At 36.5% G+C, this 20,319-nt stretch carries 27 protein-coding genes; 2 read left to right on the forward strand and 25 right to left on the reverse strand.

Going from position 1 to position 20,319, the window contains the following annotated elements; genetic code table 11:
• Window positions 1-15 precede the first annotated feature (15 nt).
• On the reverse strand, window positions 16-990 hold the full coding sequence (locus tag JOD07_RS00735; protein WP_158739761.1) for an LCP family protein: 975 nt from the start codon (window positions 988-990) through the stop codon (window positions 16-18).
• 215 nt (window positions 991-1,205) lie between these two features.
• Between JOD07_RS00735 and ymfI the strand changes: the two genes are divergently transcribed.
• On the forward strand, window positions 1,206-1,946 hold the full coding sequence (gene ymfI, locus JOD07_RS00740; RefSeq protein WP_158739762.1) for an elongation factor P 5-aminopentanone reductase: 741 nt from the start codon (window positions 1,206-1,208) through the stop codon (window positions 1,944-1,946).
• On the opposite strand, the gene JOD07_RS00745 is transcribed toward ymfI, so the two are convergent.
• Genes JOD07_RS00745 through JOD07_RS00755 form a run of 3 tightly spaced genes read right to left on the reverse strand, consistent with a single transcriptional unit; the run spans window position 1,926 to window position 4,342 of the window.
• Complete coding sequence (locus JOD07_RS00745) at window positions 1,926-2,618, reverse strand: ABC transporter ATP-binding protein (RefSeq protein WP_158739763.1); 693 nt, start codon at window positions 2,616-2,618, stop codon at window positions 1,926-1,928. The genes ymfI and JOD07_RS00745 overlap by 21 nt on opposite strands.
• Window positions 2,619-2,622: 4 nt before the next feature.
• A complete protein-coding gene (locus JOD07_RS00750; protein ID WP_204611648.1) occupies window positions 2,623-3,381 on the reverse strand; it encodes an ABC transporter permease in 759 nt (252 codons plus the stop codon).
• Window positions 3,356-4,342, reverse strand: coding sequence for an ABC transporter substrate-binding protein (locus tag JOD07_RS00755; RefSeq protein ID WP_204611650.1), 987 nt, complete (start codon window positions 4,340-4,342; stop codon window positions 3,356-3,358). Before JOD07_RS00755 ends, JOD07_RS00750 begins: the two co-directional genes overlap by 26 nt.
• Before the next feature lie 168 nt (window positions 4,343-4,510).
• On the opposite strand from JOD07_RS00755, the gene JOD07_RS00760 reads away from it, so the two are divergent.
• The gene (locus JOD07_RS00760) at window positions 4,511-5,698 is read left to right on the forward strand and encodes an MFS transporter (protein WP_204611652.1); all 1,188 of its coding nucleotides are present in this window, start codon (window positions 4,511-4,513) and stop codon (window positions 5,696-5,698) included.
• Here the strand turns inward: JOD07_RS00760 and JOD07_RS00765 are convergent.
• From JOD07_RS00765 to rplO, 21 genes are all read right to left on the reverse strand, one after another.
• Window positions 5,695-7,383: a methyl-accepting chemotaxis protein gene (locus JOD07_RS00765; protein WP_158739767.1), complete on the reverse strand. Its 1,689-nt coding sequence runs from the start codon at window positions 7,381-7,383 to the stop codon at window positions 5,695-5,697. The two genes, JOD07_RS00760 and JOD07_RS00765, sit on opposite strands and share 4 nt — an antisense overlap.
• A 187-nt stretch (window positions 7,384-7,570) precedes the next feature.
• Window positions 7,571-7,804 carry a polya polymerase gene (locus JOD07_RS00770; RefSeq protein ID WP_158739768.1) on the reverse strand — a complete coding sequence of 78 codons (234 nt, stop codon included), beginning with the start codon at window positions 7,802-7,804 and terminating at the stop codon, window positions 7,571-7,573.
• A gap of 206 nt (window positions 7,805-8,010) precedes the next feature.
• Entirely contained in the window at window positions 8,011-8,574 is a 564-nt protein-coding gene (locus tag JOD07_RS00775; RefSeq protein ID WP_158739769.1) for an HD domain-containing protein, read from the reverse strand.
• 322 nt (window positions 8,575-8,896) lie between these two features.
• Window positions 8,897-9,289, reverse strand: a complete 393-nt coding sequence (gene rpsI, locus JOD07_RS00780; RefSeq protein WP_158739770.1) for a 30S ribosomal protein S9 — start codon at window positions 9,287-9,289, stop codon at window positions 8,897-8,899.
• A gap of 23 nt (window positions 9,290-9,312) precedes the next feature.
• Window positions 9,313-9,750 (reverse strand): 50S ribosomal protein L13, encoded by a 438-nt coding sequence (gene rplM / locus JOD07_RS00785; RefSeq protein ID WP_158739771.1) that lies wholly within the window; start codon window positions 9,748-9,750, stop codon window positions 9,313-9,315.
• A 150-nt stretch (window positions 9,751-9,900) separates the two neighbouring features.
• Complete coding sequence (gene truA, locus JOD07_RS00790; RefSeq protein ID WP_330576532.1) at window positions 9,901-10,650, reverse strand: tRNA pseudouridine(38-40) synthase TruA; 750 nt, start codon at window positions 10,648-10,650, stop codon at window positions 9,901-9,903.
• Between the two features lie 14 nt (window positions 10,651-10,664).
• Entirely contained in the window at window positions 10,665-11,465 is an 801-nt protein-coding gene (locus tag JOD07_RS00795) for an energy-coupling factor transporter transmembrane component T family protein (protein WP_158739772.1), read from the reverse strand.
• Between the two features lie 8 nt (window positions 11,466-11,473).
• Window positions 11,474-12,328, reverse strand: a complete 855-nt coding sequence (locus tag JOD07_RS00800; RefSeq protein ID WP_158739773.1) for an energy-coupling factor transporter ATPase — start codon at window positions 12,326-12,328, stop codon at window positions 11,474-11,476.
• Window positions 12,304-13,167: an energy-coupling factor transporter ATPase gene (locus JOD07_RS00805; RefSeq protein ID WP_158739774.1), complete on the reverse strand. Its 864-nt coding sequence runs from the start codon at window positions 13,165-13,167 to the stop codon at window positions 12,304-12,306. Before JOD07_RS00805 ends, JOD07_RS00800 begins: the two co-directional genes overlap by 25 nt.
• 137 nt (window positions 13,168-13,304) lie before the next feature.
• Window positions 13,305-13,835, reverse strand: coding sequence for a bL17 family ribosomal protein (locus JOD07_RS00810; protein WP_158739775.1), 531 nt, complete (start codon window positions 13,833-13,835; stop codon window positions 13,305-13,307).
• A gap of 33 nt (window positions 13,836-13,868) precedes the next feature.
• Complete coding sequence (locus tag JOD07_RS00815) at window positions 13,869-14,828, reverse strand: DNA-directed RNA polymerase subunit alpha (RefSeq protein WP_158739776.1); 960 nt, start codon at window positions 14,826-14,828, stop codon at window positions 13,869-13,871.
• Between the two features lie 57 nt (window positions 14,829-14,885).
• Complete coding sequence (gene rpsD / locus JOD07_RS00820; RefSeq protein ID WP_158739777.1) at window positions 14,886-15,512, reverse strand: 30S ribosomal protein S4; 627 nt, start codon at window positions 15,510-15,512, stop codon at window positions 14,886-14,888.
• A gap of 20 nt (window positions 15,513-15,532) precedes the next feature.
• Window positions 15,533-15,934, reverse strand: a complete 402-nt coding sequence (gene rpsK / locus JOD07_RS00825; RefSeq protein ID WP_158739778.1) for a 30S ribosomal protein S11 — start codon at window positions 15,932-15,934, stop codon at window positions 15,533-15,535.
• 22 nt (window positions 15,935-15,956) lie between these two features.
• A complete protein-coding gene (rpsM, locus tag JOD07_RS00830; protein ID WP_158739779.1) occupies window positions 15,957-16,325 on the reverse strand; it encodes a 30S ribosomal protein S13 in 369 nt (122 codons plus the stop codon).
• A 194-nt stretch (window positions 16,326-16,519) separates the two neighbouring features.
• Window positions 16,520-16,633 (reverse strand): 50S ribosomal protein L36, encoded by a 114-nt coding sequence (gene rpmJ, locus JOD07_RS00835; RefSeq protein WP_058485943.1) that lies wholly within the window; start codon window positions 16,631-16,633, stop codon window positions 16,520-16,522.
• A gap of 27 nt (window positions 16,634-16,660) precedes the next feature.
• Window positions 16,661-16,879, reverse strand: a complete 219-nt coding sequence (gene infA, locus JOD07_RS00840) for a translation initiation factor IF-1 (protein WP_158739780.1) — start codon at window positions 16,877-16,879, stop codon at window positions 16,661-16,663.
• 4 nt (window positions 16,880-16,883) lie between these two features.
• The gene (locus JOD07_RS00845; RefSeq protein WP_158739781.1) at window positions 16,884-17,177 is read right to left on the reverse strand and encodes a KOW domain-containing RNA-binding protein; all 294 of its coding nucleotides are present in this window, start codon (window positions 17,175-17,177) and stop codon (window positions 16,884-16,886) included.
• 21 nt (window positions 17,178-17,198) lie between these two features.
• Window positions 17,199-17,948 carry a type I methionyl aminopeptidase gene (gene map, locus JOD07_RS00850; RefSeq protein WP_243144549.1) on the reverse strand — a complete coding sequence of 250 codons (750 nt, stop codon included), beginning with the start codon at window positions 17,946-17,948 and terminating at the stop codon, window positions 17,199-17,201.
• Window positions 17,948-18,598 (reverse strand): adenylate kinase, encoded by a 651-nt coding sequence (locus JOD07_RS00855; RefSeq protein WP_204611654.1) that lies wholly within the window; start codon window positions 18,596-18,598, stop codon window positions 17,948-17,950. Before JOD07_RS00855 ends, map begins: the two co-directional genes overlap by 1 nt.
• 20 nt (window positions 18,599-18,618) lie before the next feature.
• Entirely contained in the window at window positions 18,619-19,875 is a 1,257-nt protein-coding gene (gene secY / locus JOD07_RS00860) for a preprotein translocase subunit SecY (RefSeq protein ID WP_158739783.1), read from the reverse strand.
• A complete protein-coding gene (gene rplO / locus JOD07_RS00865) occupies window positions 19,876-20,316 on the reverse strand; it encodes a 50S ribosomal protein L15 (RefSeq protein ID WP_158739784.1) in 441 nt (146 codons plus the stop codon).
• Window positions 20,317-20,319 lie beyond the last annotated feature (3 nt).

Consider the following 20,319-nt stretch of genomic DNA (forward strand, 5'->3'; position numbering starts at 1 on the left):
AGTTCTTTGCTATTTTTATAATTCGAACAACTTGTCCAATATTTCCTTAGTTTTTTCTTTGTCTTGCATTTCGTACCAAATTCCGTCGATCTTTTCTCCTTTAGTCGGAATGGTTACCATGTTTTTATTCTGGAAAATGTCCTCTGACTTAACATCTAATAAATATTGAATATACTTCATTCCATCCAGAAGGCTAAAATCTGTCTCTATATTTTTGTAACCTTCTCTAACAACTTTTGATATTTCAACAGGATTTCGCATTTCCATAATTTTTTTCGTCAAGGACTTTATAACCAGCTGTTGCATTCTGATTCTTCCAAAATCTCCATCTGCATGCCCATAGCGATTTCTGACAAACTCTTCTGCCTTCTCACTGTCCAATATCTGTGTATCTCCATTTGGCAATTCTACTTCTACTCCTCCTACCAGATCAATAACAGCTTTAAAACCGTCCAAATCGATCTTTACATAATAATCAAGAGGAAATCCTACTATTTGTTCTGCTATTTCTTTAATTGCTTTTACTGCCTTATCTTTATCTTTAATACGATTATACACTTCTGTAAGTTTACTATAATTAACCTTTATATTAGGATTGTTTTCTTTAATTGAAGAAAATCTAGGATCTTCAAAATCCACATAAAAATCCCTGGGAATAGAGATCAGGCGTATCTCTTTGCTAGTTGGGTCAAAATGAACAACCATAACTACATCTGTCAATACCTTAGATTCATCCAAACCAATAATCAAGCCTGTAATATTTTGGGGTTCATGATTCTTTTTATCTTTATTTTTATCCTCTTTTACTATCTCTTGTTTAATCTTGTCGCTATCTATTATATTTTCATCCGATTCCAGTTCTTGTCCTTTTGAATCGGAAGTTCTTATAAAAAGCAAAAAACTTCCTAATACTACAATGATCCCTATGATAATGGTAACTATTTTTTTAATATTATTATGAGATTTTAAACTATTATTAGTATCTTCCACGTTTTTCCCCCTCATACCTCCAACATAATATTATCCTACATAAATGATAAAGTTGCAACAAAAGCATAAAATTTCCTGCAAAATGATTGAAAATCGGCTTATATTTGCATTGGAATATCACCGTAGTATATAATAATCCAAAATAATTTAAATGTAAATTAATTTTGATGATAAATCTCTTTTTGTAAAAAAATAAAATGTTTGAGGTGAATAGAATGCAATTTAAGGATAAAGTTGTTGTCATTACAGGGTCTTCCAGAGGAATCGGAAAAGAAATCGCCCTTTCCTTTGCAAAAGAAGGCGCAATTGTTGTCATTAACAGTTCCACAAATATTAGTGCTTTAGAGACTTTGCAAGAAGAAATACATCTTTTAGGCGGGCGTTGTCTTTATTTTCTGGGAGACGTATCCGATTATGATTTTGTTGCATCCATGTTTGAAACCATCCATGAAAAATTTAATCAGGTTGACATACTTATCAACAATGCTGGTATTTCTTATATAGGGTTATTCACAGAAACCACACCTCAGCAGTGGAAAAGAATCATCGATGTGAATTTGACTTCTCTTTATAACTGTTGTCACGCAGCCCTTCCTCCCATGATCAGAAATCATCACGGAACCATATTAAATATCTCATCCATCTGGGGTGTTAGCGGTGCTTCCTGCGAGGTGGCCTATTCGGCATCAAAAGGAGGCGTAAACAGCTTCACAAAGGCTCTGGCCAGGGAGCTGGGACCTTCAAATATAAGAGTCAATGCCATAGCCTGCGGAGTGATTGACACACAAATGAATACCTGGCTTGATGATGATGAAAAAAATACCCTCATTGATCAGATCCCTCTGATGCGAATGGGAAATCCGAAAGATGTCGCAAACTTATGTCTTTATCTTTGCTCTGACGCTGCCAATTATATGACAGGGCAAGTGATTACTTTAGATGGGGGCATGATTTAGAAGCTTTATCAGTTCCTCTTTAATGAACTGCATATCTTCTGATTTTCTTTCCATTTGAGGGGTACTCACAGAAAACTTTTTAACCACACTGGCCGGTTTTGGAGACAATACAAAAATTTCATCCCCCAACAAGAGTGCTTCGTCCAAGTCATGGGTTACAAAAAGGATGGTGTTCTTTATAGATTGATGCAAATTATAAATCTCTTTCATGAGTATGGCTTTTAATTTTAAATCTAATGCCTGAAAAGGCTCGTCCATTAAAAGAATCTCATGGGGGTGTAAAAAGGCTCTCATAATAGACACCCTTTGCTTCATTCCTCCGCTTAATTCTTTAGGGTATGCGCCCTCGTACTCTTTAAGCTCCATAAGCTCTAAAAGTTCATCGATTTTTTGCCTTTCTTTTTTGGGACATACAAGTTCCAAATTTTTTCTGACGGTTTCCCAAGGCAATAATCTAGGTTCCTGGAAAATATAGCTGACCCTTTGACCTTTTAATTCTATTTTCCCCTGATCAGGTTTTTCCAGTTCTGTAATCAGCCTGAGCATAGTAGTTTTCCCACAACCAGAAGGCCCCAGTAAGGAATATATTTTGCCCTTTTCTACAAAAAGGCTGAAATCTTTAAGAACGACTACATCATCATAATGTTTGGTTACATTATTTAGTATAAGCATTTTTTCACCGCCATTTTTTTGTATATGCTGCTTCTAACCTTTTGATTAAGGCACTGGACCCATAGCCCAAAAGCACAAGGATGCCCGACCACACAATGACCTCAGCGATTTCTAAATTAATCCGGGCTACTCCCATGGCAGCACCGATTCCAGTTCTTGCTGTCAAAAGTTCTGCCATAGCGACTCCTTTCCAGGTTAAGCCGCTGCCTATGGAACATCCTGCAAGCCAATAGGGAAAAATTTGAGGAAAATAAAAGTGAAGGATTCTTTTTTTAAAAGAAATTTTATAAACCTTCGCCATTTCCATAAGCTGCTTGTCCAGCTGCTTTGTGCCTTCCATAACGTTCACGATAATAAAGGGGATGACGATGATCCATATGATGAAAATAGCAGCTGCCCCGTCCCCTGTACCAAACCAAAGCCATCCTAGAATCAGCCATGATACAGTGGGTGTAGTCTGGGTTAATATCAAAAAAGGATAGAAAAAAGCTTCTATTTCTTCTCTAAGCCCCATCCAAAAGCCTAAAGGTGTTCCAATCAATATAGCAAGTAAAAAACCAAGAAGGCCCCTTATTATAGAAATTACAATGTCCTTCCAAAACTCTGGCTGTACAGCCAAATCAACCAGAGTTTTTACCGTTTCAACAGGAGAAGGCATAATTAAAGGTCCAACAATGGATGATAAAGTCTGCCAAATAATAATGAATATAAAAATAGAAATAAGAAGGTAAGCCTTCTTATTTCTTGTAATAGAATCCTTCATCGGGTAGTTTTCCCCCTATCATTTCTCCTGATATTTCGTTTAAAGCATTTAAATATGTTTCCACATCTTTCTTGGCTTCTTGAGCTGAAGCAAATTCTAATTTTGTTCTTTCCATGGATTTTTCAAAGATTGCAGCAGGTATTTCCAGCTTTTCTTCTATTAAGGATGATACGGAGGATGGATCTTTTACAACGGCTTCTAAGGCTTCCTTATATGCATTCTGGAAAGCTTCAACCACATCAGGATATTCATTGGCAAAGGATGTTCTGACTGCAATACCTGTCTGAGGTAATTTGCTGCCTTCTCCATTAATCTTCTCCCATTCCGTGCTGTAATCCATAGCAATCTGCATATTTTCTGCCTTTAGAAGGCCTTGGGTTACCAAGGGCTCTGGAAGCACCACTGTATCTGCTTTCCCGGCAATCATCCATTGAAGCATTTCAGGAGAAGTCCCATAGGAAATATGGATTTCGTCCTCTTTTATTCCATTTTTACTGAGTAAGTATCTCGTAATAACATCCGGACTGGCACCCTGCGCCCCTACAAATAAGTCTTTACTTTTTAAATCTTCCCAGGACTTAACTTCTCCATCTCTTGACAATAAGTAAAGAATACCCCAGGTATTTACATTCAGAAGGGAAATATCCGCTTCTTTATTATATAACTTCGAAATAACATTAACAGGAAGCACTGTGAAATCTGCTTCTCCCCTGGCTACTCTGGTGGTAGCTTCTTCAACGTTCTGATAAATCACAAACTCAATGCTGCCACCTTCTACACTGCCTTCTAATGCCTTATCTTCTACCAATTTAATTAAAGGTGCAGTTGGTGGTGCTGAAGGGGCCTGAATCACAATTTTATCAGGCTTTTTTGCTTCTTCTTTTGCTGTATTTGCTTGTCCACAGCCTACTGCAAATATCATCATTATAAAAAGTAAAAAAGTTACTTGTAGCTTTTTCATTGTATCTCTCCTTAATGCATGTTAATTTATTAACTACATCAGTATAGTATATACTATTACTTTTGTCAAAAAAACATACCTTATTCCTTTGATTATGGTGTATAATACCTTATGTTTAAAAAGGAATTACATAGATTAAAAAATGCAAAATAGAGAACGGAGATTAATATGGACAACGAACATTCAAAACTACCTGAAACGATCTATTCAATGATTCAAGCCACCTATTGGATGGGATACTGCCTGGTCGGCAGTTTTATGAGTGTATTTCTGCTATATTTCGGATATTCCAATTCAGAAATAGGGCTTATAGCATCTACAGGAAGTATCCTTTCTGTACTCTTTCAGCTGGTGAGTGGACGTGTTCTTGACAAATACCCAAAAATCCAATTACGAAAGTTCACCTGCTGTCACATCCTCATTTTCTTAATGCCCGCAGCTTTTCAGCTCCTGGGAAAAAAATCAGGATTCCTCATTACTGTAACAATGATTTTAGTATACTCCCTTGCCAATTCTTTACAACCTCTGCTGAATTCCTTATGCGTCCAATTTGAAGGAACTGGCCTAAAAATTAACTTTGGACTTGCAAGAGGCCTTGGTTCTCTGACTTTTGCAGTAATGTCATTTGCAATGGGGAAAATACTCCTGAAAAAGCCTCCTACAATCCTACCAAAAACTTATATAGCTATTTTTTTATGTTTGATTGTGTGGGTCCTTCTCTTTCGATATGAACCTCCCAGAAAGCAAGCAAAAACACTGCAAAGAAATGAAGTCTCTGGTATCATTCTTCTTAAAAAATATAAGAAATTCATTGTATTTCTTATAGGCGTCATTTGTCTTATGTTTGGCCATAGCCTGATTAATCAATATATGATCCAGATCGTGACCTCCCTTGGAGCCGATAGTGATGTAATGGGAAAATGTTTCTTTATGGCTGCCGCATTGGAACTGCCTGCCATGTTTAGCTTTTCAAAAATAAAATCTAAATTAAGCTGCGGCTGGTGGCTGTGCATTTCCTCAGTATTTTTTACGCTAAAACATTTACTGATTTTTTTAGCTAATTCTATAGTAATGCTTTATACTGCTCAGTTTATGCAAATTGGAGGATTTGCGCTTTTAGCTCCAGCTGTTGTTTATTATGCCAATGAATGTATGGAAAAAGAAGATCAGGCAAAAGGACAGGCACTGGTATCTGCCTCCATGACAGCAGCTGGCATCTTTGCCAGCTGTATTGGAGGGTTGCTTTTAGATTATACCACTGTTAAAGGAATGCTTTTGGTAGGAGCAATTGTAACAGCAGTCGGTCTGATCCTGGTTTTTGCCTTTACGGACAAAGCCTGCAAAATAAGATCCTAAATTTTAAACTGATCTATCGTTTCCATGATGTTGTTCGATAATTGACTTAAATGCAGAGTTGAAGAAGCTACCTCTTCTGAAGCTGCACTTAATTCTTCGGAAGACATTGAAATCTGTTTTAATGCGACAGAAACCTCCTGCGCTACAGCAACGGTGGCTTCAACGCTTTCAATAATATTTGCCTTTTCATGGTCAATATCATTCATATTATTGCTTACAGCATTGATTCTTGGAATAATTTCTTCAACATCATTGATAATTGCTTTAAAAGAATTGATCGAATTGCTGATGACACCTATTTGCTCACTTAATTGATTATCCATTTTTTTAGAAGTCTTTCTGACCAAATTACTGCTTGTAATCACATTATCCAGTAAACTGCTTATACTTAAAGCTGAGTTTTTGGATTGCTCTGACAACTTTCTTATTTCATCTGCTACAACGGCAAAGCCTCTTCCAGCTTCTCCTGCCCGTGCTGCCTCTATGGCAGCATTTAATGCCAGGAGGTTCGTTTGTTCTGCAATGTTATTGATAATACCCGTAATCTCTCCAATTTGAGACAAATAATCCCCAAGTCCTTTAATTTCTTTTCTCACATCAGAAAATGAAGCATTGATTCCCTTAATCGCATCTTCCAGCAATATTAAATCTTTATTGCTGTTTTGAGCTTTAGAATTAATCCCTACAATTTTAGTATTGACCTCTTCAATTGCTTTTACGGCTTCATTAATCTTAACGCCAAAATGGTTAATAATATCATTCATCTTTGTCATTTCGTTAGATTGTGCATTGATTCCTACGTTCACTTCTTCTATTCTTGACGCAACTTCTTCAGAAGATGCAGCCATTTCTTCTGACATGGTTGATAAGCTATCTATACGCTCCATAATGGACTGATAGGCCTGTTTTAAACGTTTAAGGGTATCTACCGTATTCATTCTTACATGATTGATCGATTCAGCAATCGTTTGCATTTCATCTCTTGTATTTATGTTAAGTGATACAGTTAAATCTCCCTGTGACATTTTAATTAAGTGATCTTTTATGTCCTCAACTGCCAAAGTAATATTTCTGGAAAAGACCATACTTACTAAAGCAGCAAGAATTAAAAAAATTACTGATACAATGATCGTAGCTTTAAAAATAGTAGATCGTATGTATAAAAAGTCCTCTACATCCTTGTCAATGCCGGCAATTGCTATGACCTCTCCTGAAGAATTTTTTATCGGTGCATAAGCAGAAATAAAAGTTCCATACATGTCTGTTACCGGTTCGTCTGTAGAAGCAATATTCCCATTGAATGCTTCCTCCATTGCTTTTTCTAATTCAAATTCTTCCCCCAAAGAAGATGTATTTAAAGATACATCCACAATGATATGTGCCTTATTGTTTTCTCCTTTCATCAATGTATAAAGGTATTTAATGTCATGATTATTCTTAAATTCTGCCATAGCTTTCTGTATTTCTGCATACTCTGTGCTGTGCATGGATTGACTGTCTATAACTTTCTGCAACTGATCTCCATCAATCGTGCTGCTGAATTCAGTAACAGTTTTTATTGAATCTGCCTGTAACTTTGAAAACATAGATTTAAAAATCAAGAAATTCAATAATAAAAAAGTAATCACAAAAACAAGTAAGATTGCCATAACTCTTTTTAAAGATTTTATCCCTATCTTACTCATAGCGCACCCCTTTTTTTGATATTAGTGTGATTTTTGAGATAATTATACCATATTTCCTTTTAAAACCAAATAGTCTGATTAAAAACCGACATTAGATCAATTCCCTATACAATAAAAAAAAGCTCTTGTCCCTTAAGGACAAAAGCTTATACTTTACAGTAAGATTGGCTAAAAATTCCTCAATTGATCAGCCGTTCATAAGGAAACTAATAAGTTTATTAAGATCTTCTGGTTCGTATGCGATAATTTCCATTTCCGAAATTGTTAAATCGCTAAAAATCTTTGAAAATGAAACATATTGCGACAACTTGGATTTTAAGTTTAATCTGTCTCCTTCCGCTGTTACCAGTTCAACTTTCCCTTTGCATTCATCCACGATTTTAAAAAACTTATCTACATCTTTTATATTGGTTATTTTCATCTAAACAACCTCCCCCATATTATTACTTTATTTATTTTATCATATATTTTTAAAAACATCTACTTTAATATATAGATTTTAAAGAATAATTATAATTTTCTTGTATTCTCAATGCCAATCTTCATTCGTATCTTTTCCAATATTGTTGCAAGTTATATTATTCTTTGCCATAACTCTTCTTAAAAACACAATTAAATAGAAATTGTTCATGCTTCATTTTCAATTTTATATAATGTATCATTTAATATTTCTTTTCTCAAATCCATCAACCAATCAGAAAATGCTACACTATCAAAAGCATATTCCTTATTTAATTCATATTCATTTTCTGACCAAGTCGTTAGAGGCGCCTCATTATGTTGAATTAACGCTTCAAGTTTATCTAAAGCTTTATACAATTTTGCTTCTATTGTCTTTTGCTCATCCATTTCCGCATACAGTAATTGCATATCTTTTGAAATATCTTCTGGCAAAGATTTTACCCACTCATACAACAAAGTATTTTCCATATCTCTATCCTTATCTGTTTTTTTAAATGTAGGGATATCTCCTGTAAAACACTCTCCGAGATCGTGAATCAAGCACATATCCACAACCTTACTAATATTAACATTTGGAAATTCATTTCTTAATAAAAATGCCATAAGTGAGATTCTCCAGCTATGTTCAGCTACACTCTCAATCCTCCCCTTTGTTGTTGTGCAATGTCTTGTTGTGTCCTTTAGTCGTTCTGCCACATGCAATATCTCTAAAAATTCTCTTGCCTTCATATACATTTCTCCCCCTTTTGTATTACGCATTTATTCTCTCTTACTCTGTATAGTTGATCTCCTTAGATAACACATGAACTTATTACATATTTAAAATTTCCATTCATTTTATTATATTTTATCAAAAGTATTTCGATCCTTAGTCTTAGGCCTTAATACATTCCTTGTTTACTTGACAAGGGGTGTAACAAACTGTCTCCCATTTAAAGACTAATCTTTTTAGACTACATCAAATACATTTAGTTTTCGTTATACAACAAAAACCGCCAAGGTTCTTCCCTTGACGGTTCTTTTGTGCGTAACAAACTTGTTTGTAATAATATTATCTCTTGGAGAATTGAGGAGCTCTTCTTGCAGCTTTGAGACCGTATTTCTTTCTTTCTTTCATTCTTGGGTCTCTTGTTAAGAAACCTGCTTTTTTAAGAGCTGGTCTAAGTTCAGGATCAGCTTGTAAAAGTGCTCTTGCAATTCCGTGACGGATTGCACCAGCTTGGCCTGTGAATCCACCACCGTGTACATTTACTAATACATCAAATTTGCTTAATGTTTCAGTTAATACTAAAGGTTGTTTTGCTATTACCTTTAATGTTTCTAATCCAAAATATTCATCAATATCTCTTTTATTTATTTTAAAGTTTCCATTTCCAGGTACCAAATATACTCTTGCAATGGATTTTTTTCTTCTACCTGTTCCATAATATCTTACTTCAGCCATTCAGATATCCTCCCTTCGCTTCCTTAAAATTTGATTTCCAATACTTCTGGTTTTTGAGCTTCATGTTTGTGTTCAGCATCTCTATACACACGAAGTTTTTTAATCATTTGTCTTCCTAAGCTGTTTTTAGGAAGCATGCCTTTAACTGCTTGGTAAACAACTTTTTCTGGTTTGGTTGCCATAAGGTCTCTGTATTTTATTTCTCTTAATCCACCAGGATGTCCTGTATGATATCTGAAATATTTTTGATCCAGTTTCTTTCCTGTTAATTTTACATCTTTTGCGTTGATGATAATTACATGATCTCCAGTATCTACATGGGGTGTATAAATTGGTTTATGTTTTCCACGAAGAATCTTAGCAACTTCGGAAGCCAAACGTCCTAAAGTCATGTCTTTTGCATCAACAACATACCATTTTCTTTCGATTGTTTCAGCTTTCGCCATATATGTTGTATTCATTACATACCCTCCTTAATTCTTACAGTGTTCACGTCTCTATTTAAAATCCGGGGCTAAGGGATTTTAAAGTGGCATAATTACACAAAATTCATTATAGTACATCCACCCTGGCGTGTCAAGGAATATATTTTATTAGAGTTTTTTTCCAATTCATTCTTCATATTGAATTTCTATCAGCGTCAATCCCTGAGGTGGTGCTGTTTTTCCCGCCAAATTGCGATCTTTGGATAAAATAATCTGTTTTATATCAGAAGGTTCTTTCTTTCCCAAACCTATTTCGATTAAAGTTCCTGTCATAATTCGAACCATATTGTACAAAAATCCGTTACCAGTTACTTTAAAAGTCACAAATGGACCTTCTTTCTGGACAGATGCTCTATAAATCGTCCTCACAGTTGTTTTTGCTGAACCCCCCGTAGAACAAAAAGCAGCAAAATCATGGGTTCCGACAAAGTACTGTGCAGCTTCATGCATTGCATCGATATCTAAATGAGACGATATAAATGCACTAATCTTTCTATATTGAGGAATAGGAAATCTTCCATTTAAAATCTGATAGTAGTAGGTTTTATTAATAGCGCTATAACGTGGATGAAAATCCTCACAAACTTCTTTAGCATCTCTGATCACAATATCTTCCGGAAGAACAGAGTTAAGTGCGTAAGGAATTCTGTCCTCTGGAATATTCGTGTCTACATGAATTAAGGCTCTCTGCCCCAAAGCATGAACCCCTGTATCTGTTCTGCTGGCTCCAATCACTTTTAGATTTTGTCTGAAAATCTTGTAGCATGCTTCTTCAATCTTTTCTTGTATGCCCATGCCATTGGGCTGTCGCTGCCATCCGTTATAATTGGTGCCATCATACGCAATGGTAAGTAAAATATGTTTCAATTTAAACACACCATTCCTTTTGATTAAATGAAGCGGATCAAAATCATTGCTGATGTGAAAAAGATCATCACAGCCATCGCAACATAATCCCGTTTTTCTATAACGAGCTGCTTCATTCTTGTCCTGTTTTCTCCTCCACGATAGCATCTTGCTTCCATTGCCATAGCCAGCTCATCGGCTCTTCTGAAAGCTGAAATAAATAGGGGTACTAAAAGAGGAATCAAGCTTTTTGCCCTCTTTACAATGCCGCCGCTTTCAAAGTCTGCTCCCCTTGCCATTTGAGCCTTCATGATTTTATCTGTTTCTTCTAAAAGAATAGGGATAAATCGAAGTGCAATGGTCATCATCATGGCTATTTCATGAGCAGGAATACCTACTTTTTTAAATGGCTTAAGTATACTTTCTATGCCATCCGTTAACTGAATTGGGGATGTCGTAAGGGTCAATATGGATGAGCCAATAATGAGAAAGATTAAACGAAGCGCCATTAATCCTGCCAGATAGAGCCCTTCTCCGGTTATTCGAAGGCTCTTGTACTGCCAAATGATCGTATCTCCAGGGGTCATAAAAATGTTTAAAGCTACGGTTATTAAAATAATAACGAAAATTGCCTTTAAGCCTTTTAACATAAACTTGACTGGTACTTTGGATATTGCGATAATACAAGCCAAAAATAGAAATGTCAGTGCATACCCAATATATCTGTTGGCAATGAATAATGCAATAATAAAGACAAATGTAGATACAATCTTTACCCTTGGATCAAGTCTGTGAATCCATGAATCCGTTGGGTAATATTGTCCGATGGTAATATCTCTAAGCATCTTTACACCTACTTCTGTTTTTTCAGTAAGGCAGCTATTTCTCTAGCTCCTTCTTCTACTGTTAATATATTGGTAGGAACATCGAGCCCTTTTTCCCGCAATGCTTTCATAATGTACATGATCTGGGGGGCTGCAAGCCCCATTTTTTCTAATTGCTCCACATGTTCAAACACACTGTCTGGAGCTCCATCTAGTGCAACGCTTCCCCTATGCATAACGATGATTCGATCAACAAGTTTTGCAATATCCTCCATGCTGTGGGATACTAAAATAACTGTAATGCCTAAGGATTCATGAAGCATTTGAATTTGCCCAAGTATCTCATCTCTTCCCTTAGGATCAAGTCCTGCCGTAGGCTCGTCCAAAACCAGGATTTCTGGTTTCATGGCAAGAACTCCGGCAATAGCCACCCTTCTCTTTTGTCCTCCGGAAAGTTCAAAAGGAGATTTCTCATACATTTCTTCCTTAATTCCTACCATGCTTAAAGCTTCTCTTACTCTATGATCCACTTCATCCTTTGATAATCCCATATTCTCAGGTCCAAAGGATACATCTTTAAAAATAGTCATTTCAAAGAGCTGATGTTCCGGATATTGAAAAACAAGGCCTACTTTTTGGCGAATTTCTCTTAAAGATGTATTTGGATCATTAATTTTTTGGCCAAGAATGGTAATTTCTCCGCTGGTAGGCTTAAGCAGTCCATTGAAATGTTGGATCAGAGTAGATTTACCTGAACCAGTATGCCCGATCAGTCCAACAAATTGGCCTTTTTCAATATGAAGATTGATATTATTAAGGGCAACTTTTTCGAAAGGAGTCCCCTGACTATACACATGACTTACTTCTCTAAACTTAATTGCCATATCGCATCCACCACTTCTTCTATCGTAAGTATTTCTGTAGAAATATCTATCCCTTGCTTCTGCATATGATATGCAAGTTCGGTTACCTGAGGAACGTCTAAGCCTAAATTCTTTAAGGTTTCCACCTGGCTAAATATTTCTCTTGGAGTGCCATCCATTACTATTTTTCCATGATCCATCACCACAACTCTGTCTGCATGGATCGCTTCTTCCATATAATGGGTGATATGAATGATGGTTATATTTTCTTCTTTGTTCAAGCGATGAATGGTTTCCATTACTTCTTTACGTCCTACCGGATCCAGCATCGCCGTCGGCTCGTCCAATATAATGCATTCCGGTCTCATGGCCAGTACACCTGCGATTGCTATTCTTTGCTTTTGACCTCCAGATAGTAAATTAGGGGAATGGGTCATATACTCTGTCATTTGAACTGCTGCAAGGGATTCATTAACACGAGTTCTGATTTTTTCTGGTTTCACTCCTAAATTTTCAGGGCCAAAGGCAACATCTTCTTCCACAATTGCTGCGATAATTTGATTATCGGGATTTTGGAATACCATTCCTGCATTTTGACGAATATTCCACAGGTTCTTTTCATCTTTTGTATCCATTCCTTTAATCAGAAGTGTTCCTCCTGTAGGATGTAAAATAGCATTTAGATGTTTTGCCAAAGTGGATTTGCCTGAACCGTTATGACCCAGTATTACAACAAATTGCCCTTTTTCTATTTCTATATTTAAATCGTCCAGTGCTCTGAATGTATTTTCTATTTCGCCTTTTTCATTCTGGGTAAAATATTCATATACAAGCCCTTTCCCAGTTACGATCTTCTCCATATGTTCACCAGCCTTTGCGCTCAATCTTTCATAACTCAAAATTGATTATTCTCATTAACAGATGAATAATCAATTTTCAATTATGAACTATACACATGTAGGGATTAAGAAGAACTTCTTAATCCCTACATATATAATTATACTAATTCAATAATTACTTCTTCAGCACCGTCGCCTTTACGAGGTCCAATTTTAATAATTCTTGTATAACCACCGTTACGGTCTGCATATTTGGGTGCTATATCATTGAATAATTTTTCAACCATATCCACTTTTTTAGTGTTTCTTCTTTTCTTCACATCGCTAGTTTCTGTTACAGGATATAAAACCTTTAACATTTGTCTTCTAGCATGAAGGCGGGAAGGATTGTCTTTTTTGATGGTCTTTTCAACTTCATCAAAAACAGTAACTTTCTTACCATTCACTACTTCTTTTACACGTTTTCCATTTGCATCTTTTCTTGCTACTTTAGATTTAACAGTTACTTCAGTAAAGTTGTCCTTTTCTTTTACAGCAAGGGTGATAAGCTTCTCAGCAATCTTTCTAACTTCTTTTGCTTTTTGCTCAGTTGTTCTGATTTTGCCATGATATAATAAATTAGTCACTTGGTTTCTCAATAATGCTTTACGCTGAGAAGAAGTGCGTCCTAACTTTCTGTATCCAGCCATTGTTCAACCTCCTTTTCGTGAATATCAACAAGTTTAGTCATCACTGGGCTTTAAGGAAAATCCTAATTCTGCCAGTTTGTTAAGAACTTCTTCTAATGATTTGCGTCCTAAATTACGAACTTTCATCATTTCCTCTTCTGTACGGTTAGTAAGATCTTCAACTGTATTGATACCTGCTCGTTTCAAACAGTTATAAGAACGCACAGACAAATCCAGTTCTTCTATGCTCATTTCCAAGACTTTTTCTTTTTTGTCTTCTTCTTTTTCTACCATTACTTCTACATTTTTTGCATTTTCAGACAGATTGATGAACAAATTCAAATGTTCACTTAATACTTTAGCTCCCAGACTAATCGCTTCGTCTGGTTTCTTTGTTCCGTTGGTCCATACTTCTAGTGTTAACTTGTCATAATCAGTAATTTGACCAACTCTGGTATTTTCAACTGTAAAATTAACCCTTCTTACAGGAGTAAAAATAGAATCAACAGGTATTACCCCTATAGGCTGGTCTTTTCTTTTGTTCTTTTCCGCGCTTACATAGCCTCTGCCTTTTATTATGGTCATTTCCATAAATAATTTACTATCAGGTCCGCCACTTAATGTAGCAATATGAAGATCAGGATTTAAGATCTCTATATCTGAGTCTACCTTAATGTCTGCAGCTGTGACTTCCCCTTCGCCTTCAGCTTCTATATAAGCAATCTTAGGTTCATTGCTGTCACTATTGCACTTGATATCTAAGTTTTTAATGTTTAAGATAATCTCAGTTACATCTTCTTTAACTCCAGGAATGGTACTGAACTCATGGAGTACATTTTCAATCTTCACACTGCTTACTGCAGCACCCGGGAGAGAAGAAAGGAGTATTCTTCTTAGACTATTTCCAAGTGTTGTTCCATATCCTCTTTCCAAAGGCTCAACAACGAAACGTCCATATTTTCCATCTTCAGACAGCTCAGCAATTTCAATGCGAGGTTTTTCAAATTCAAACACCCGATAAACCCTCCTTTTTGGTTTTTAATCATTCTGAGGGTGACAATTAATGCACTATTATTTGGAATATAACTCTACGATAAGTGTTTCTTGAATTTCCACATCGATTTGATCTCTGTTTGGTACAGAAACAATCTTACCACTTAAGTTATCTTTATCAGCTTCAAGCCATTCGGGTACAAGTCTGGATGCTGTTGTTTCAACGATATCCTTAAATCTTTGCATGGATTTGGAATCTTCTTTGATTTCAATAACATCTCCAACTTTTACTTGATAAGATGGGATATTTACTCTTTTACCATTTACTAAAACATGGTTGTGGCGAACAACTTGTCTAGCTTCTGTTCTTGAACGTCCATATCCTAAGCGATAAATTACATTATCCAATCTTAACTCTAATAAACGAAGTAAGTTTTCACCAGTGATTCCAGGAATACGGTCTGCTTCTTCGAAGTAATTTGCAAATTGTGTTTCAAGAACGCCATAAATTCTTTTAGCTTTTTGTTTTTCACGAAGCTGAAGTCCATATTCAGACAGTTTCTTTCTATTTTGACCATGTTGTCCTGGAGCATAAGGTCTTCTATCTACAGCACATTTGGGTGAAAAACATCTTTCTCCTTTTAAATACAGCTTCTGCCCTTCTCTACGGCATAGTCTGCATACAGGTCCGATATATCTTGCCATTAAGTCTACACCTCCTAAAACTAAACTCTTCTACGTTTTGGCGGACGACATCCATTGTGAGGAACTGGAGTTACATCCTTAATCATGGTTACTTCTAATCCTGCTGCTTGAAGCGCACGAATAGCAGCTTCTCTACCGGATCCAGGACCTTTTACCAAAACTTCTACAGATTTCAAACCGTAATCCATAGCTGCTCTTGCTGCAGTATCTGCTGCCATTTGAGCTGCATATGGAGTGGATTTTCTTGAACCTCTAAATCCTAATTGACCAGCACTTGCCCATGAAAGAGCATTACCATTGGTATCAGTTAACGTTACAATTGTATTGTTAAAAGTAGACTGAATATGCGCTTGGCCACGGTCAACATGTTTTTTATCGCGGCGTCTGCGGGTTGTTCCCTTTTTAGCTACTTTCTTTGCCATTCTACATAACCTCCTTTATGCCTTATTTTTTCTTGTTCGCAACAGTTCTTTTTGGTCCTTTTCTTGTTCTTGCGTTATTCTTAGTGTTTTGTCCTCTTACAGGAAGACCTTTTCTGTGACGAATTCCTCTATAACATCCGATTTCCATAAGACGTTTAATGTTTAACGCAACTTCTCTACGTAAATCTCCTTCAACCACATAGGACTTTTCAATGATTTCACGAAGTTTTGCTGCTTCATCGTCTGTTAAATCTCTCACTCTTGTATCAGGATTGATTCCCGCTTCTTTTAAAATCTTATTTGAAGTAGCGCGACCAATTCCATAAATATAAGTAAGACCGATTTCAACACGCTTATCTCTTGGTAAATCTATACCTGCAATACGTGCCATATAGCTCGTGCACCTCCTACAATCTTCTTTTAATATCTATCTTTTCATATTAATCTTCTATCAGCAATTTTTTCTTACAGCCGCTTATGAGATTATATAATAAATTATATAATTTATCAATTATTTTTACTTCTAAATTTATCATTAAGCTTGCCCAAGGATGCTTGCCCCTCGAGCAAGCATATTTTTATACATTAACCTTGTTTTTGCTTATGTTTTGGATTTTCGCAAATAACACGAATGCGACCTTTTCTTTTGATTACTTTACATTTTTCGCAAATCGGTTTTACAGAAGGTCTTACTTTCATTTGCTTATCTCCTTTCCTCTGCTCGACTTATTTGGATCTCCAAACAATTCGGCCTTTTGTTAGATCATAGGGAGAAAGTTCAATGGTCACTTTGTCTCCCGGCAATATGCGAATAAAGTTCATTCGAAGCTTTCCGGAAATGTGTGCCAGCACCTTATGTCCGTTTTCCAGCTCTACTTGGAACATTGCATTGGGTAACTTTTCTACCACGGTTCCTTCTACTTCTATTACATCACTCTTCGCCAAGGTATCATGCCTCCTCATTTATTGCTTTTGGAGAAGAAGGATAATAAGATCTTAACGCTTTTCTGATATCAGCATCTTTTAATCCTATACCTTCTTCCAATTTGGTTTTAATATCCTCTATGACATCATGTGTCTTTTGCACGTGCATCATTTTTTTCTTCTTTGGTTTTTCCAGTTTTCTCAGATCGCCGTCTACTAAGTATAAATATGGATGTTCTACTTTTACAATAATAAACGGTCTTCCTTTATCACGACCTGATTTTGAAAATACAACTTGCCCGATGGTATATTCATTCATATTTACTCCATCCAATCCTTATTACAATTTTGTAAGAATTTCAGGTTCGCCATCTGTTATAGCAATAGTATGTTCATAATGGGCTGAAAGAGAGCCGTCTCTTGTAACAACTGTATCGTTACTTAAGATTCTTACTTCATAGCTTCCTGCATTGACCATTGGCTCTATTGCAAGAACCATTCCTTTTTGTAATTTGGGGCCTCGCCCAGGCACCTTATAATTTGGAATCTGAGGTTCTTCGTGTAGTTTTCGTCCTACTCCATGGCCAACAAGGTCTCGAACAACAGAAAATCCATGAGCCTCAACATACTCTTGTATTGCTGCAGATATTTCATATAAATGATGACCCGCTTTTGCATATTGGATTCCTTTATAGAAACTTTCTCTCGTAACTTGTATGAGTTTTTTTGTTTCTTCAGGTACTTCTCCAATAGCATGGGTTTTTGCTCCATCGGCATGAAGTCCATCTAAACATACACCAATATCGATGCCAATGATATCTCCATCTTTTAGCTTAACATCCTTACTGGGGATCCCATGGACGACCTCTTCATTCACTGATGTACATATAGATGCAGGAAAACCGTATAATCCTTTAAATGAAGGAACAGCACCTTGACTACGAATAAATTCTTCAGCAATCTGATCTAATTCCAGTGTAGTTATTCCTGGCTTAAGTGCATGGGCAAGGAGTTCGTGTGTTTTTGCTAGAATCAAACCTGCTGACCGAATCTTTTTAACTTCTTCGTCAGATTTTATTATTATACCCACTATTTACTCACTTCCAATGCTTCTTTAATCCGATTACTTATTTCTTCCACTTCACCAACACCGTCTACAGTTGTAAGTATTCCCTTATTTTGATAGTATTCAATCAACGGTTGAGTTTGTTCATGGTAAATTTCTAATCTTTTTCTGACGGTTTCTTCTTTGTCATCATCCCGCTGTATTAAATCTGAACTGCACTCATCACAAATGTTTTCTTTTGCAGGCTTCTTAAACTCGATGTGATAAGAAGCACCACATTGTGGGCATACTCGTCTTCCGCTCATTCTTATAATTATCTTTTCATCTGGAACATGAACATTTACAGCTCTGTCAAGTTTTATACCCATATGATCCAAAGCCTCATCCAACGCCTTAGCTTGTGGTATAGTTCTTGGAAATCCGTCCAGTATGAAACCGTTCTTACAATCATCCTGGGTAAGTCTGTCTTTTACAATTTCCACAACCAATTCATCAGGTACTAAAAGACCTTTATCCATGTATTCTTTAGCTTTCTTGCCTAAATCCGTTTCATTCTTTATATTCATTCTGAGTATATCCCCAGTAGAAATCTGAGGAATATTATATGCCTTGGAAAGAAGTTGTGCTTGTGTTCCTTTGCCAGCTCCCGGTGCGCCTAGCATAATCAATCTCATAATGGTCTCCTCCTTGGGCTCTAGCTTAAAAAGCCTTTGTAATGCCTCATGAGCATTTGAGCTTCCATTTGCTTAACAGTATCCAATGCTACACCTACTACGATCAGTAATGAGGTTCCTCCGAAACTAACGTTCATCTTAAATATCGCCTGTAAAGCTACAGGCATAAGAGCAATGATCGCTAAGAAAATGGCTCCAACCAGTGTAATTTGGTTAACAACTTTAGTTAAATAGTCTGCTGTTGGTTTCCCCGGTCTGATCCCTGGAATAAATCCTCCGTTTTTCTTCATATTATTTGCGATCTCAATTGGATTAAATGTGATCGTTGAATAGAAGAATGTAAAGAAGAGGATAAGGAGTGCATAAAGCACTGCACCAAAGGGATGAGTCCAACGAAGCCAAACTAAGATTTTACCCCAAACTCCTGTTGGATTCGCTACAAAGAAATTGGTTACCATCTCAGGAAATTGAAGTAAAGACATAGCAAAGATAATTGGTATAACCCCTGCTAAGTTTACTTTCACAGGAATATGGGTGGATTGGCCTCCATATACCTTTCTTCCTGATGTTCTCTTCGCATATTGAACAGCAATTCTTCTTTCTCCTTGTTGCACCAAAACAACAAAAGCAATCATAATTACGAAGACTACTAGCAGGAGCGCCGTGACAACGTAATTTTTATAGCTTAGAAGTACATTGACACCTACAGGTAATCTGGACACAATGTTTACAAAGATAATCAGTGAAGTTCCATTGCCGATTCCTTTTTCGGTGATCTGTTCTCCAATCCACATCATGAAGGCAGTTCCAGCTACAAATGAAAGAATTGCAACAATCCAAGACCATAAATTTGGATTAATTAAAACGTTTTGGTTGCGCATTGCAAAGGTGAAGCCCCATGCCTGGATTGCAGCCAATACAATGGTCAAATACCTTGTGTATTTTGCAATTGTTTTTCTTCCTTCTTCTCCTTCTTTAGCCATCTCTTCCAATTTAGGAATAGCTATTTGGAGAAGTTGAAGGATAATGGATGCATTAATATAAGGAACTATTCCCATTGCAAAAATAGTCATATTTTGCAATGCCCCACCAGAAATCATGTCAAAAAGCCCTAAAGCTCCTCCCTGCTGTTTTAATAAATTCTTGATTGCAGAGGCATTAACACCAGGAACAGGAATATGGGCTCCTAAACGAATTACTAACAACATCATAAATGTATATATTAATCTTTTTCTTAAATCAGGTATCTTCCAGGCGTTTCTAAGGGTTTTGAACACCTAAATCACCTCTGCTTTTCCACCGGCAGCTTCGATCTTTTCTACTGCTGATTTGCTGTAATAGTTAACCATTACAGTTAATTTCTTGGTTATGTCTCCGTTCCCGAGAATTTTTACGCCGTCTTTAGGATTTTTGATGATGCCTGCTTCTTTTAAAGTATCTACAGTTACTACTGTGTTGTCTTCAAAGATATTCAAACGATCTACATTAATTGCTATGATTTCTTTACTGTTTCTATTTGTGAATCCTCTCTTAGGAAGACGTCTGTAAAGTGGCATTTGTCCACCTTCAAAACCAGGTCTTACGCCGCCACCTGAACGTGCTTTCTGACCTTTATGTCCCTTTCCTGCAGTTTTACCTGCACCAGAAGCATGACCTCTTCCTTTTCTGAAACGGTTTTGTTTGGAACCTTCTGCTGGTCTTAATTCACTTAAGTTCATCTT

Origin of the sequence: Defluviitalea raffinosedens (assembly GCF_016908775.1) — a bacterium.
GTDB classification, from domain to species: Bacteria; Bacillota; Clostridia; order Lachnospirales; family Defluviitaleaceae; genus Defluviitalea; species Defluviitalea raffinosedens.